Origin of the sequence: Microbacterium sp. Gd 4-13 (assembly GCF_003095395.1) — a bacterium.
In the GTDB taxonomy this organism is placed as follows: domain Bacteria; phylum Actinomycetota; class Actinomycetes; order Actinomycetales; family Microbacteriaceae; genus Microbacterium.
This window is the reverse complement of the sequence record NZ_QEIJ01000002.1, coordinates 348,527-363,783: the sequence shown is the minus strand read 5'-3', so window position 1 is coordinate 363,783 and position 15,257 is coordinate 348,527. Positions and strand designations below refer to the sequence as shown.

General features: G+C 69.7%; 9 protein-coding genes and 1 pseudogene. 3 read left to right on the top strand and 7 right to left on the bottom strand.

Translation table 11 applies throughout. From position 1 onward, the window contains the following. Nucleotides 1–28: 28 nt before the first annotated feature. From DEA06_RS06465 to DEA06_RS06445, 5 genes are all read right to left on the bottom strand, one after another. Nucleotides 29–1,324, bottom strand: a complete 1,296-nt coding sequence (locus DEA06_RS06465) for a sugar ABC transporter substrate-binding protein (RefSeq protein WP_165817946.1) — start codon at nt 1,322–1,324, stop codon at nt 29–31. A 29-nt stretch (nt 1,325–1,353) separates the two neighbouring features. After that, nucleotides 1,354–2,190, bottom strand: coding sequence for a carbohydrate ABC transporter permease (locus DEA06_RS06460; protein WP_205781226.1), 837 nt, complete (start codon nt 2,188–2,190; stop codon nt 1,354–1,356). Continuing rightward, on the bottom strand, nt 2,187–3,125 hold the full coding sequence (locus DEA06_RS06455) for a sugar ABC transporter permease (RefSeq protein WP_116647135.1): 939 nt from the start codon (nt 3,123–3,125) through the stop codon (nt 2,187–2,189). Before DEA06_RS06455 ends, DEA06_RS06460 begins: the two co-directional genes overlap by 4 nt. After that, nucleotides 3,122–4,162, bottom strand: coding sequence for a LacI family DNA-binding transcriptional regulator (locus DEA06_RS06450; protein WP_116647134.1), 1,041 nt, complete (start codon nt 4,160–4,162; stop codon nt 3,122–3,124). The genes DEA06_RS06455 and DEA06_RS06450 overlap by 4 nt, the downstream gene beginning before the upstream one ends. 193 nt (nt 4,163–4,355) lie before the next feature. Further along, complete coding sequence (locus DEA06_RS06445) at nt 4,356–5,429, bottom strand: M15 family metallopeptidase (RefSeq protein WP_240606845.1); 1,074 nt, start codon at nt 5,427–5,429, stop codon at nt 4,356–4,358. 108 nt (nt 5,430–5,537) lie between these two features. Here DEA06_RS06445 and DEA06_RS06440 point away from each other — a divergent pair, with 108 nt between their 5' ends. Then, nucleotides 5,538–7,637, top strand: a complete 2,100-nt coding sequence (locus DEA06_RS06440) for an intein-containing Rv2578c family radical SAM protein (protein WP_205781225.1) — start codon at nt 5,538–5,540, stop codon at nt 7,635–7,637. Between the two features lie 93 nt (nt 7,638–7,730). Here the strand turns inward: DEA06_RS06440 and DEA06_RS06435 are convergent, their stop codons facing one another. Next, the gene (locus DEA06_RS06435) at nt 7,731–9,833 is read right to left on the bottom strand and encodes a DEAD/DEAH box helicase (RefSeq protein WP_116647132.1); all 2,103 of its coding nucleotides are present in this window, start codon (nt 9,831–9,833) and stop codon (nt 7,731–7,733) included. Between the two features lie 314 nt (nt 9,834–10,147). Between DEA06_RS06435 and DEA06_RS06430 the strand changes: the two genes are divergently transcribed. Both DEA06_RS06430 and DEA06_RS16940 read left to right on the top strand, forming a co-directional pair. After that, nucleotides 10,148–11,053, top strand: a complete 906-nt coding sequence (locus tag DEA06_RS06430) for an aldose 1-epimerase family protein (protein ID WP_116647131.1) — start codon at nt 10,148–10,150, stop codon at nt 11,051–11,053. Between the two features lie 21 nt (nt 11,054–11,074). Next, nucleotides 11,075–11,896 (top strand): annotated as a pseudogene (locus DEA06_RS16940) (DUF998 domain-containing protein); the annotation flags it as partial. 43 nt (nt 11,897–11,939) lie between these two features. On the opposite strand, the gene DEA06_RS06420 reads toward DEA06_RS16940, so the two are convergent. Continuing rightward, nucleotides 11,940–15,176: an efflux RND transporter permease subunit gene (locus DEA06_RS06420; protein ID WP_116647129.1), complete on the bottom strand. Its 3,237-nt coding sequence runs from the start codon at nt 15,174–15,176 to the stop codon at nt 11,940–11,942. Between the last annotated feature and the right edge of the window lie 81 nt (nt 15,177–15,257).

Genomic DNA, 15,257 nt, shown 5'->3' with positions numbered 1-15,257 from the left:
CTGCGCCCGTCCCCCGTGTCGTGCGCGTCTAACCCGTGATCTCCGACCAGCCGTCGCTGAGCTGCGTGCCCAGCTGATCCGCCGAGATCTGGTCGGCGAGGTACTGCTGGAACGCGGGGGTGGCGATGGTGTCCTTCCACTCCGTGTAGCCGTCGACCTTGAGGAACGGCGGACCGACCAGACCGTCACCCGAGGCGAGGATCTGCTCCCAGCCCACGGCGTCGCCGGCGAGCTCGGTGACGCGGTCGCGAGCGCCCTGCGAAGAGGGGATGAGCGCGTCGGCGTACGCGATCTCAGCGAGGTTGTCGGCGCCCATGAAGTAGTTCAGGAACTGCGCCGACTCCTCGACGTGCTCCGAGTCCACGTTCACGGAGTAGGTCTGCGGGTTCGCCGCCTGGATGGCACCGGCACTTCCCTCCAGCGGCGGCAGCACCGTCCACTCGAAGCCCTCGGGTGCGTCGCTGGCGATGTTCGTCGCCTGGAACGAGCCCTGCACCGTGAGGGCCACTTTCTGTCCGTAGAAGGAGGCGAGCACTTCCGACCCCGACTGCGTGAGCGACGTCGGGTCGAGCGAGAGGTCGTCGTAGGCCATCGCGTGGATGCGCTCGGGCACGGCCAGTTCGTCACTGCCGACGTCGATCGACGCGCCCTCGCCCTGGCCGTCGAAGTAGCCGCCGTCGAAGCCCAGCGAGAGGCTCATCATCGTCGCGGTGGGTGAGGCGAGCCCCCACCCGAGGCCGTACTGGCCGTCGGTCGTGGTCGCCCGGGCGATCTCCTGCAGCTGGTCCCACGTCATCGAGTCGCCCGTGGGGATCTCGACGCCGGCCTGCTCGAGCAGCGCCGTGTTCGCGAAGACCATGTAGGACTGCAGCGTGGAGGGGTAGGCGATGATCTGGTCGTTGACCGTCACCGAATCCCAGATGCCGTCGGAGATGTCGTCGCGCAGCTCGGGATCGATCAGATCGGTCAGGTCGGCGAGGTACCCATCGAGCGCGAAGGAGGTGATCGACGACGCCTCGTAGTGGATGATGTCGGGCGCCGTGCCGCCGGTGAACTGCGTGATGAGCTTGTCGTACGTGCCGTCCCAGCCGGCCTGCACGATCTGCACCTGGATATCGGGGTTGTCGGCGTTCCACGTGTCGACGATCTCGGTGATGGCGGCCTGCGTGGCCGGCTGGTCGGAGAGCGACTGGAACTGCAGCGTGACGACACCGTCTTCGCTGGTGGATCCGCCGCTCGCGCTGCCCTGCTGGCACGCGCTGAGGGCGAGGGCGGCGATGCCCGCGAGGGCCAAGGCGCCGATGCCTCGGGTAGTTCTCAACATGATGACCTTTCTTTCTCCCAGTGGGGGGACTAGCCCTTGACGGCACCGGCGAGCATTCCGCCGGTGAGTTTCTTCTGAAGGATGCTGAAGATGATCAGCGACGGGATCGTGGCGAGGATCGCCCCGGCCGCGAGCGGACCCAGCTGCGTCTGCCCCTCGGCGCCGAGGAACGAGCGCAGAGCGATCGGCAGGGTGTACAGCTCAGGACTCTGGATGAGCACGAGGGCGAGGAAGAACTCGTTCCACGCCGACACGAAGGTGAACATCGCCGTGGCCACCAGACCGGGGGCCAGCAGCGGCAGCACGACCCGTCGCAGGATGGTCAGCCGGCCGGCGCCGTCCATCTCGGCGGCCTCCTCGAGCTCTCGAGGGATCGCGGCGACGTACCCCTGCAGCATCCACAGGGTGAACGGCATCGTAAAGGTGACGTAGACCAGGATCAGGCCGAGGAGGGTGTCGTTGAGCTGGATCGTGCGCAGCACGAGGAACAGCGGAATGATGATGAGGATCGACGGGAAGACCTGGCTCGTGAGGATCCACACCGTGCCCGCGGCTCGCAGCTTGCCCTTCAGCCGCGCGAGCGCGTAAGCCATCGGCATCGACAGCAGCACGGTGATCACCATCGTGCTCACCGACACCAGCAGCGAGTTGCCCGCAGCCGAGATGAGGCTCTGCCGCTCGAGGGCGGTCACGTAGTTGCCGAACTCCCACACCGCGGGCAGCAGGTTGACCGCGAGCGAGTTCAGCTCGGACGAGGTCTTGAACGAGGCGGAGAGCAGCCACAGGAGCGGGAACCCCAGGAAGAAGAGGTACCCGGCGAGGGCGACGTACATGATGCCGGTGGTGTACCAGGGACGCTTCGTCATGAGCGACCGCCCTTCGCCTGGCGGAACTGATGCACGAGGTAGATCGACAGGAAGAGCATGATCGCGATGACCAGCACGTCGCCCATCGCCGAGGCGTAGCCGATCTCACGGTTGCGGAACGCCTCGAGGTAGGTGAACAGCGGCGGGATCATCGTGCGTCCGCCCGGGCCGCCCTCGGTGAGTACGTAGATGAGCCCGAAGGAGTTGAACTGCCAGATGAAGTCGAGGATCGTCACCGCGATGATGATCGGGCGCAGCGCCGGCAGCGTCACGTGCCAGAAGCGCCGCAGCGCGCCGGCGCCGTCGACCGCCGCGGCCTCGTGCAGCTCGGGAGCGATCGACTGCATGCCCGCCAAGAGCAGAACGGTGGTCTGCGGGATTCCCGACCACACGCCGACGACGATGACCGCGGGAAGCGCGGTGGAGAAGTCGCCCAGCCAGTTCACCCCCGGCAGACCGAACCACCCGAGCGTCGCGTTGAGGGGGCCGGAGTTGGGGTTGTAGATCATGCGCCACACGATCGCGATGACCACCGGCGGCATGGCCCACGGGATGAGCGCGAGCACGCGGGTGAGGGTCTTGAACCGGAGGTTGCTGTTGAGAAGCAGCGCGAGCCCCATCGCCGAGACGAGGGTGAGGAGCGCGACCGACCCCGCCCAGACCAGTCCGATGCCGAAGGAACCCCAGAAGCGCTGATCGCCGGCGAGCTCGAAGAAGTTGCCGAGCCCGATGAAGTCGATCTCGGCGTCACGGCGCAGCGTGGCGTTGGTGAAGCCGAGCGCCACACCGCTGACCAGCGGGACGACCGAGAAGATGAGGATCGGAAGAAGCGCCGGCACGACGAGGGCGATCGCCTCGCGCCGCTCCGCCCGCGCTCGCGGGCCGATCCGGCGCACCTTCGTCGGTGCCGGACGTTCCCGCGTGGACGCGCTCATACCGCGTCCTCCTCTTCGACGATCCGCAGCGATGCCTGCCCGCGACGACTCGACCCGCGCACGACCAGCGAGGGCGCGACGGTGACCGTGTGGGCGGCGCGCCCGGGTTCGGCGATGCGGGCGAGGAGCAGGTCGGCGGCCACCCGGCCACGCTCATGGGCGCCGAGGTCGACGCTGGTCAGCCCGAGGCGGGCGACGCGGGAGAGCTCGGTGTTGTCCATGCCGGTGACGGCGAGATCGTCGGGCACCGACAGGCCGAGGTCATCGGCGGCGTGCAGCACGCCGATGCCGATCAGGTCGTTGGCCGCGACGACGGCGTCGGGCTGGAATCTCTCGGAGTCGCCCAGCGCCTCGAGGGCCGCGCGATGACCGGCGGCGATGGTGAAGTCGTCGGCGATCACGGTGCGGCTGCCGATGCCCGGGTGATCGCGCATCGCCTCCTCGAAACCCCGAAGGCGCAGGCGACCGGGGGTGGTGTCGACCGGACCGTTGATGAAGGCGATGCTCCGGCGGCCCTCCGCGATGAGGTGGTCGACAGCGAGGCGCATGCCCGTCACGGAGTCGGCCTGCACGGTGTCCAGGCCCGACCCCTCCGAGGCGACACCGAGCATGACCACCGGAACCGGGACGTCGGCGAGCGCCTGGAGAAGCTCGGGGGTGACCCGCAGGGGCGAGAGGATCATGCCGTCGACGTACCCGCGACCGAGGTCGCGAACGACGTCGAGAGACGACGACGCGGTGCCGGTCGAGGAGATCACGAGGCGGTACCCGGAGTCGGAGACGACCCGCTCGACCGCGCTCATCATCTCGACGTAGACGGGGTTGCCGATATCGGCCACCGCGTACGCCAGCTGCTGGGTGCGACCGAGCTTGAGCGAGCGCGCGGCGGCGTCGGCGACGTAGCCCAGCTCCTCCGCGGCTCGCCGCACCTTCGCTACGGTCTCGGCACTCGCGATCTGGCCGTTCAGCGCCCTGGACGCCGAGGCGATCGAGACGCCGGCGAGGGCGGCGACCTGCGTGATGGTGGCTCGAGGCACATTCTCTCCCTTGAGATGCGTGGATGGAAACGTTTACACCCGCGGCGTAAACGTTTCCACCAACCGGCGCGTATGTCAACCCGAAGGTCGCGACTGCACCGCCTGAGCGGCGAACCCGCACGCTCTCGGGCCCGGGGCCGGGGCCGGGGCCGGGGCCGGGGCGAAGGATGCTGCGAGGAGCGCCGGGCGGGGGTCAGCTCGCGTAGCCGGGGGCGGCGGGGAGGCCGAAGAACTCCTCGAGCGTCGTCCAGCCGCCGTCGTGGTACGCCCGGGCGAGCTCGGGGCCGACGTAACGCAGATGCCACGGCTCGGGGAGGTAGCCCGTGACGTCGGTGCGCCCGTCGGTGTAGCGGACGATCCAGCCGTGCTCCCAGGCGTGCGCCGCGACCCACGCGCCCTGCGGGGTGGCGGCGAGGTCGTCGAGCGAGCCGCATCCCGACGTATCGCACGCGACGACGTCGGCACCGAGGCCCGACTGGTGCTCGCTGAAACCGGGGCGCGCGCTCACGAGGTCGGCGCCGGCGACACCGCGGTCCCTGACGTGGCCGCGGTAGGTGGACTGCTGCGTGGAGTAGGAGCGGTACCCGCTCTCCATCGCGAGATCTCCCACACCCGCTTCACGAGCGGCGCCGATCATCGCCGACAGGGCGGTCGCCGCATCCGCCCGCAACTCTCCGCCGGAGAGGCTCTTCACTCCCTCCGGGAGCGCGAGGGGCGACGGACCGAAGTCGATCGGCGAGAACGGTCGCTGCTTGTTCACCACGACCCAGGTGCGGTTCGGGTCGCCGAGGGCGATGCACGGCGCCGCGCCCGCAGCGACCGCCGAGCGGAAGGCCTCGGCGCCGCCCGCGGCGGCGATCACCGCGCCGTCGCCTCCGGAGGCCAGCACCTGGGTGAACGCCGGGTCATCGCAGAGCGCGCGTCCGGCGGTGGTCGCGTCCATCGTCGGCGACGGGAGCCCTTCGACGGGCATCGCCTGGATCATCGCGTCGATGCTCGGCGACGGTTCACTCGACGTCTCGACGGGATCGGGCGCGGAGACGGCCGCACCCTCGGTGATCACCCCTCCCGCAACGGCGGCGGTGACGGCTCCCGCCCCACCGAAGAGCAGTGCGGCAGAGGCCGCGACGGCGAAGATCGTCCTCAGTCGGGCAGCCCGGCGGCCCCGCGCATGTCGGGCCAGGGTGCGCGGCGCGCTCGACGCGCGCTCGGCCGCCACCCGCGCCTCTCGGCGCGTGCGGGGGGAGAACGGGCCGGGTTCCGTCACCTGCCCATTGTCGCCGATCGGTCGGGACGAAACGAAGGAGCGGCGCGCCCTTCGAGACTGCACCGCCGCAAGGTTGCTTAACATTCGCATTTCTGTTCCCATGGAGACATGAGATGGCAGGGACAGCAGTTGGGCGTGACGGATGCTGCGGCCCTGCCCGGCCTGGAGCGCATGGACGGACTGGTGCGATCGGTCACCACCCCGGAGTTCGCCGGCATGACCTTCCACGAGGTGCTCGCGAAGACGGCGCTCAACCGCGTTCCGGGCGCTTCGGCGATGCCGTTCGACTGGACCGTGAACCCGTATCGGGGGTGCAGCCACGCGTGCACGTATTGCCTTTCCCCCGACACGTTGATCATGATGGCCGACGGTCGGCAACGCCCTCTGTCCGGGCTGCGACCCGGCGACGAGATCATCGGAACCGAGAAGTCGGGCGCCTACCGGAGGTACGTGCGCACCACGGTGAGAGCGACCTGGCGCACGCGTAAGCGCGCTCATCGGGTGACCCTCGCGGACGGTACCGAGATCGTCGCGAGCGGCGACCACCGATTCCTCAGCGAGCGAGGCTGGAAGTACGTCACCGGCACGATGGCAGGAGCCGCCCGGCGCCCCTACCTGACACCGCAGAACCGGCTGCAGGGATTCGGCATCGGCGGCCCCCCGATGATCGATCCGCCTCTCGGAGAAGACTTCCGCCGTGGATACCTGGCGGGGATGATCCGCGGCGACGGGATGATCTTCCACCGCACCTACGACGACGGACGCCGCGTGCGGACGGTGCATCGCTTCCGCCTCGCTCTCGCCGACACCGAAGCACTCGACCGCACCCGCACGTTGCTCGCCGACGAGGGGATCGCGACGAACACCCGCCCGTTCAGCCAGGCGTCCTCGGCTCGACGAGAGATGACCGCCATTCACACGGCGAAAGGCGCCGACGTGCGGCGGGTGGAAGAGCTCACCGCCGAGCCCGCCGTACGTTCGCGTGACTGGCACGCGGGATACCTGAGCGGCATGTTCGACGCAGAAGGGTCGTGCTCCCGCGGCATCGTGCGCATCTCCAACGGAGACCCCGACATCCTGCGGATGGTGCGCGAGGCCCTGACCTCACTCGACCTTCCCTACGTGCAGGAGCCTCCGCGGGCGAACGGAGAATCGACGGTTCGCCTGCTCGGAGGGCTCCCCGTGCGCCAGCGTTTCTTCTCGCTGACCACTCCCTCGATCACCCGCAAGCTCGACATCGTCGGAACGGCGGTGAAGACGTTCGCCGATCTCCGCGTGACCGGCGTGGACGACCTCGGAACTGAGATCGAGATGATCGACATCACGACGGGAACGGGCGACTTCATCGCCAACGGTGTCATCAGCCACAACTGCTTCGCCCGCGGAACCCACGAGTACCTCGATCTCGACGCGGGCAACGACTTCGACAATCAGATCATCGTGAAGATCAACGTCGCCGAGGTGCTCAAGAAAGAGCTGCGCCGCGGCTCGTGGGCCCGGGAGCCCGTGATGCTCGGCACCAACACCGACCCCTATCAGCGCGCCGAGGGCCGTTATCGGCTGATGCCGCAGATCGCGTCGGCGCTCACCGAGACGGGAACACCGTTCTCGATCCTCACGAAGGGATCGCTCCTGCGGCGCGACCTTCCGCTGCTGGCGGATGCCGCAGCATCCGTGCGCGTCTCGCTGGCGATGTCGATCGGCGTGTTCGACGACGCGCTGCAGCACTCGATCGAACCGGGCACCCCGAGCGCGCAGGCGCGACTCGACACCGTGCGGGCCGCGACCGAGCTGGGATTTCGGGTGACGGTGTTCCTCATGCCGGTGATCCCGCACCTGACCGACTCGATCGCGGCGCTCGACGACGCACTGCGGCGCATCGGCGAGGCAGGAGCAGTGCGGGTCGTCTACGGTGCTCTGCACCTGCGTCCGGGCGTCAAACCGTGGTTCTTCGAGTGGCTCGAGCGCGAGCACCCCGAGCTCGTCTCGTCGTACCGCGGGCTGTACCCGGGGGTCTCGACGTCGGCGCCGAAGGCCTATCGCACGTGGTTGTCGAAGCGGGTGCGGCCACTGCTGCGGATGCACCGCCTCGACGGACACGACGAGGACGACCATCCGCGCGGTCGACCGCAGCCGGGTCTCGCCGCCCGCACGCCGCTGGCGACGCCGACCGTGCGGTCCGCCGTCGCACCGGCGACCCTGTTCTGAGCCTCTCGCGGCCGGCTCGGGGCGCAAAAATCGGGTTGGGGCGCAGAATTGCACACCCCAACCCGAAGATCGCGCCCCAAACCGGGGCAGGGGTCAGCCGGTGACGTTCGCGATCTGGCGGCCGGCGATCTCTTCGAGGAGGTCGTCGCCGGGGCGGGCGTCTTCGAACGGCGCGTCGATCTCGGCGCGCTCGAGCATCTCGACCATGCGGCGACGGCGCTGACGCGGGATGAGCGTCACGACGCGACCCGACCGACCCGCGCGACCGGTGCGGCCCGAGCGGTGCAGGTAGGTCTTGTACTCGTCGGGCGCGTCGGCCTGGACGACCAGGTCGATGTCGTCGACATGGATGCCGCGTGCCGCGACGTCGGTCGCGACGAGCACCGCCACGCGGCCCGACGTCATCTTCTCGAGGTTTCTCGTGCGCTTGGCCTGGTTCAGATCGCCGTGGAGCGCGACGGCCGAGATCCCGGCATCGTCGAACTGCTCGGCGAGCATCTCGGCGTACGCACGGGTGCGGGCGAAGACGAGCGTCTTCCCGGCGCGGTCGACCAGCGAGACGAGGATCTCGGCCTTGTCGCGGTGATCGATCACGAGCACGCGGTGCTCGATCGTGCCCGACTCCTGGTCTTCGCCGGCGACCTCGTAGACGGCCGGTTCGACGAGGAACTCGTCGACGAGCGCGGCGACCTCGCGGTCGAGGGTGGCCGAGAAGAGCAGCTTCTGGCTGCCGGCCGCGGTGTGGCGAAGAATCCGCTGCACGGGCTCGAGGAACCCGAGCTCGCACATGTGGTCGGCCTCGTCGAGAACGACGATCTTGACCTCGGAGAGGTCGAGCTTGCCCTGCTCGACGAGGTCTTCGATGCGCCCGGGGGTGCCGATGACGATGTCGACGCCCTTGCGGAGCGCACCGACCTGGCGACCCTGGGGAACGCCGCCGTAGATCTGCGTGGTGAAGAGTCCGACGCTGCGCGCGATCGGCTGCACCGTGCTGTCGATCTGCAGCGCGAGCTCACGGGTCGGCGCGAGGATCAGCGCACGAGGCGCACGGGCGAAGGCCCGCTTCGTTCCTGCGCCGGCACGCAGCACGCTCTCGACGAGCGGGGCGCCGAAGGCGATCGTCTTGCCCGAACCGGTGCGCCCGCGTGCCAGGACGTCGCGGCCCTGGAGGATCGGAGCCACGGTCGCGGCCTGGATCGGGAAGGGGCTCGACGCGCCGAGGTCGGCGAGCACCCGGACGATGTTCTCGCCCAGGCCGAGCTCGGCGAAGCCCAGTTCGGTGACGCTCGCCGCGTCGACGGCGTCGGCCTGGAGCCGCTCGTGCACGACGTCGACGTGCTGCTCCTGCTGCGCGCTGCGCTTCGGAGCCGAGGACCAGTCGGAGCGACCCGGACCCTCGGAGCGACGGTCGTCGCGGCGGGGACGGTCGTCGAACGAACGGGCGGGACGGTCATCGCGCGCCGGGCGGTCGCCGAACGACCGAGCCGGACGATCGGTCGAACGTGCCGGACGCTCGTCGAACGAACGTGCCGGACGGGCGTCGCGACGGGGACGGTCATCGAACGAACGCGCCGGACGGTCATCGCGCGCCGGGCGGTCGCCGAACGACCGAGCCGGACGATCGGACGAGCGCGCCGGACGGTCGTCGAACGAACGACGGGGACGGTCGTCGCGGTACGACGGACGCGCGTCGCCCGTGGTGCGACGCTCCGTGCGGTCGACGCGGTCGGTGCGCACGGGGCGGTCGTCGCGACGGGGACGGTCATCGAACGAACGAGCCGGACGCCCCTCGAACGAGCGGGACGGGCGGTCGGACGACCGGGCCGGGCGGTCGTCGTAGGAACGGGCGGGACGCTCCGACGACCGCGCGGGGCGATCGTCGTAGGAACGGGCCGGGCGGTCGTCGAACGAGCGACGCGGGCGGTCGTCGCTGCGACCCGCGCCGCCGGCCTGGGTGCGGATGCCGCGCGACTCGTCGCGGCCGGCGCGCTCCTGCGCCGTCCAGCGACGCTTGGGTGCCGCCTCGGTCGACTCGGCCGCGCGGTATCCGCGGTGGCTCGGGCTCTTGCTTCCGGGCTTCGAGGCGGAGGCCCCGTCGCCGTGGCGCTTGCGATCCTGGTACGCGGGCTTGTCGCCGTAGCGCGGTTCGAAGTTCTTGGCGGGCCGGCCGCCGGCCGGCTTCTTGCTCTTGGGCATGGGAGGTTGTCCTTCTCGGTTCTCACACGAGAACAGCGCCCGCGCGCAGCGGGAAACCCGGGCGGTCGTCGGCCGGGGGGCCATTCCAGTAGATGGTCCGGGGCCGCGGATCGGGCCCCGAGAATCGGCCCCGAGGACTCACACAAGATGCCCGCGCCCGAGGCGCGGTGTCCTCCGCCGACCTGCCAACGCTACCCCAGCTGCCTGTGAGGCGCCCGACGGTCTGACGACGCGGCTCCCCCGGGCGGCGCCCGCCACCTCCTACGCTGTGGTGAGCGGATGCTTCGCACTCCGCCCGAACCGAGGAGCACCCCATGACCGCCGATCCGACCGGACGCCGATTCGTCCTCCGCCGCGACGACGTCATCGCGGAGATCGCGCAGGTCGGCGCATCACTGCGCGCCCTCACCGTCGGGGGCACCGACCTCGTCTCCCGCTACGCCGACGAGCTTCCGACGCCGTCGGCGTCGGGTGTCGTGCTCGTGCCGTGGCCGAATCGCATCCGCGACGGAGTCTGGCACGACGACGGCGAGGAACGACGCCTCGCGGTGAGCGAGCCCGCGTTCGGCAACGCCAGCCACGGCCTGTTGCGGTTCGCGCCCTACGCGGCCGATTCCGACGCGACCGATCGAGTGACGCTCCGCGCCGACGTCTACCCCCAGACCGGATATCCGTTCCACCTCGCGACCACCGTGACCTACACCCTCACCGCGACCGGTGTGCACGTGTCCCACGAGCTGACGAACGTGGGAACGGGGTCTGCGCCCGTCGCGCTCGGAACGCATCCGTTCCTGGAGATCGGCGGTGTCGACACGGCAGACCTCGTCATCCGCTCCAGCGGCACGACCCGACTCGTCCTCGACGATCGGAAGATCCCGGTCGACGAGCAGCCCGTCGACGCCGGCACCGATCTGCGTGACGGACGGCGCATCGGCGACCTCTCGCTCGACACCGCCTACCGTGGGCTCGCGCGCGACGCCGACGGACGCATCCGGCACACCCTCACCGCGCCCGACGGACGGGTGTCGACGCTGTGGCAGGGGGTCGGCTTCGAGTGGGCCCAGGTGTTCACGACCGACCGCTACCCCGACCGAGCCCTGGCCGTCGCCATCGAGCCGATGACGGCGCCGGCGAACGCGTTCAACTCGGGCACCGACCTGCGCCGTCTCGCACCGGGCGAGACGTGGGCCCTCGAGTGGGGCATCGAGCTCACCGCCTAGCTCCGCGCTCTCGCGGGGGCCATGACCCGCCGCGCACGCTGCCGAGCACGGATTCGATGTCGACCCGTCATCTGCCCGACTCATCCGGGCGGTACCATGTGCACGACGGCTTGCCGTCGCGCTGGGGAGCGAATTCTGGATGGAACCCGGCGTTCGCTTTCCGTAGGGGTAGAAGGGGCTGGGGGTCCCGCGGGGGGAGAACGCCCCGTTAGTCCTGGATGGAAAATGCCCGCGTCGAGCGTCGCTGCACCCCTGCCCCTCCGATTCTCCGTGCCGTCGGCCCGCGCCGCCGCGGCGCGGCTGACGACGATGCACTTCGGCGCAGCATCCCTCGTGATCCTCGTCGGCGGCATCCTGCTGTCGGTCCTCACGACGACCGAGCCGCTGTGGTGGCAGCTGCACTTCAGTGAGCTGGGCACGTACCGCGACACCTCGGGGAGCTTCTTCAACGGCACGCTGATCATCGCCGGGATCACGGTGACCCTGTACGCCCGCAGCGTGGGGCGCGATCTGCGGCGGATCCGTCGTGTCTACGTCCGCCGCGGTGCGCCCCTGGTGGCGCAGATCTGCCTGTCGGTCGTGGGCGTGAATCTCTCGCTGGTCGGATGCATCCCGCTCAACGTGAACAAGACCCTGCACGACAACGTCGCCGGCTCCATGGTGCTCGGCTTCGCCGCTCTCCTGCTGACGTCGCCGATCTTCCTGCACCGCATGCCCAAGCGCCTGCTGTTGACGACCAGCATCGTCTTCGTGGTGATCTTCATCGGCGCGTGGCTCTTCGTCACCGAGACGATCAACCTGGCGTTGTTCGAGGTGATCGCCACCAGCGCGATGTTCGCCTGGTCGGGAATCTTCACGCGGAGCCTCACGGCTCGCGTGCAGACCGTCAGCTCTCCGGGTGCTCCCGTCGGTACTTCCGCCGCGACGCCGGTGCCGCGTCGTCACCGTGCGGTGCGCTCGCACCGGCGTGCGCTGCGGCCGACGAGCCGCCCGCAGAACCGGACGCAGTCGCTGACACGCGTTCCGCGTCGCCCCCAGCCGGTGCGCCCCGCCGTGCTGCGCGCCGCTCACGCGCCCCTTCCACGAGGGCGTACAGCGTCGGCAGCACGAGGAGCGTCAGGACCGTGGACGACACCAGACCGCCGATCACGACGATCGCGAGCGGTTGGGAGATGAACCCGCCGTGCCCCGTGATTCCCAGGGCCATCGGGGTGAGCGCGAAGATCGTCGCGAGCGCGGTCATGAGGATCGGACGAAGTCGCCGTGAGCCTCCCGCGATCATCGCGTCGGCGACGTCGAGGCCCTTCCGCCGGTACTGATTGACCAGGTCGATCAGCACGATCGCATTCGTCACGACGATGCCGATGAGCATCAGTACGCCGATGAGCGACGCGATGCCCAGCGGGATCCCGCTGACGATCTGCAGCAGGATCGCCCCGGTCGCCGCGAACGGGATCGACACGAGCAGCAGCAGCGGCTGCAGCAACGACCGGAACGACGCCACCATGATGATGTAGACGATCAGGATCGCCGCGAGCATCGCGAGTCCGAGCTGTGCGAAGCCCTCCTGCTGCTGGGTGAGCACGCCCCCGACCTCGGCGTCCGCCGACGAGGGGAGCTGTGCGTCGGCGAGCGCGGCGTTGACCGCAGCGGACGCCGCGGTCAAGTCGTCGCCGTCCGGCGCGACCGTCACGGTGGCGGTCTGCTGACCGCGCACCGTGGTGATCGAGGTCGGCCCCTGGGTCTCGGCGACCGTGGCGATCTCGTCGAGTCGCACGATGCCCGTCGCGGTCGGGATGCTGAGAGCCCCCAGCTCGTCGATGGTGAGCGGCCTCTGGGCGGCCGCGATGTAGACCGTCAACGAGGTCTCGTCGATCTCGACCGTGCCCGCCGAGCGGGGCTGCATCGTGTTCGAGACGAGGCCGCCGACCGCGACTTCCGACAACCCCCGCTGCGCGGCGGCATCGCGATCCACCGACACTGCGATGTAGGGCAGCGAATCCGACAGGTTGCTCGTGACCTGACCGATGTCGTCGCGCGCGTCGAGCGCGGTCACCACGGCGTCGGTGGCCTCCTGCAGCGTCGACCCGTCGGGCGCGGTCACGTCGATCTCGATGTCACTGGAGCCGAACCCGCCACCGGATGCGGCGACCGACACCGTGCCGACGTCGTCGAGATCGGCGATCGCGTTCTGCACGTCGCGGCGCACGGCCTCCTGGTCGGCATCGGTGTCCGTCGTCACCGAGTAGGTGATGCCTGCTCCCCCGCCGCTGAACGCATCGCGCAGAGCCGAACCCGTCGAGCCGATCGAGACCTGCACGGTGCGGATGCCGGCGACGCCCTCGAGGGCCGTCTCCACGCGCTGCGCGGCCGCGTCCTCTGCCTCCAGGCTCGCCGCCGGGGCGACCTCCTGGGTGATGGTGAGGGTGTTCTGGCCCGAGTCGCCGAGGAAGTTGATCTTCATCAGCGGAGCGAGGAATCCGGTGCCGACCAAGACGACCGCGGCGAGCACGAGCGTGACCGCCTTGTGGGCGAGCGTCCAGCGCAGCACCGGGAGGTAGCGCTTCTGGAGCCCGCTGGGCGGCGCGGCGGGGTCTTCGGGATCGATCGAGCGGCCGTCGGCGTCGGTCACCGGCTTGCCGGGCCGGAGGAACCAGTAGGCCAGCACCGGCACGATCGTCAGCGCCACGAAGAGCGAGGCGGCCATCGCGATGGAGACGGTGAGGGCGAACGGTCGGAACAGCTCACCCGTGAGGTCGCCGACGAAGGCGATCGGGAGGAAGACGGCGACGGTCGTGAGCGTCGACGCGGTGATCGCGCCGGCGACCTCGCGGACGCCCAGGAGGACGGCCTGGGTCTTGTCGGCACCCCGCACGTAGTGGCGTTTGATGTTCTCGATCACGACGATGGAGTCGTCGACCACGCGCCCGATGGCGATGGTGAGCGCGCCCAGCGTGAGGATGTTGAGGGAGTAGCCGAAGGCCTGGATGCCGATGAAGGTGATGAGCACGCTCGTCGGGATCGAGATCGCCGTGACGAGGGTCGAGCGCACCGACAGCAGGAACACGAGGATCACCAGGACGGCGAACACGAGCCCCAGCAATCCCTCGAGGGCGAGCGACTCGATCGACTGCTCGATGAACGGAGCCTGATCGAAGACGACCGTGAAGGTCGCGCCCTCGAACGACGATTCGAGCCCGGGGAGCGCCGCGAGCACGCCACGGGAGACGTCGACCGTGTTCGCCGAGGGGAGCTTCGTCACCGCGATCGTCAGCGCCGGCTCACCGTCGACGCGAGAGATGGAGGTCACCGGGTCGGCCTGCAGCTCGACGGTGGCGACGTCGGCGATGGTCGTCGTCCCGGCGGCGACCTGAGCTGCGTCGGTGGGGACGAGCGGGAGGGCGGAGAGGTCGTCGACCGAGGTGATCTTCGCGCCGGTCTGCACCGTCAGGGTCTGCTCGCCCTCGGTGATCTCGCCACCGGGGAAGAGCACGCCGTTCTGATCGAGAGCGTCGGTGATGGCCTGCTGCGAGAACCCGCGTTCGGCGAGCGCTGTCTGGTCGGGGGTGATCGTGATGCGCTGACCGACGCCGCCGACGACCTGCGCGGCGTTGACCCCGTCGACGTCTTGGAGGTCGGGCACGATCGTCGACTGGAGCGTCGCCTGTGCGGTGTCGGCGTCGGCGTAGCCGGTCACGGCGATCTGGATGACCGGGAAGTCGTCGATGCTCACCGACACGACGTTCGGCTCGACATCGGCGGGGAGCTGCGCCGTGATGCGGTTGATCGCCTGGGTGATCTTCTGCTCGGCGGTGGCGAGGTCGGTGCCGTACGTGAACGACGCCCGCACGATCGAGGCGTTGGTCGTGCTGGTGGCGGTCGTCGACTCGAGGCCGGGGACCCCCTGGATGGCCGTCTCGATGGGCGTCGAGACGTCGTTGCTGACGACCTCGGGCGAGGCGCCGGGATAGGTCGTCACGACCGAGAGGACGGGCAGCTCGATCGAGGGGATGAGCTCCTGCTTCAGGCTCGTCAGCGCCAGGCCTCCGAACACCGCGACGACGATGGTGACCAGGGCGATGAGCGCCCGGTTCTTCAGGCTGAGGACGGCGAGGTTCGACACGGGGGTCCTTCGCGGATCGCGGGTGCTTCGGGACGATACAGAGATGTATCGGATTCAGTATTCCACGCGGGCATCGGGTCC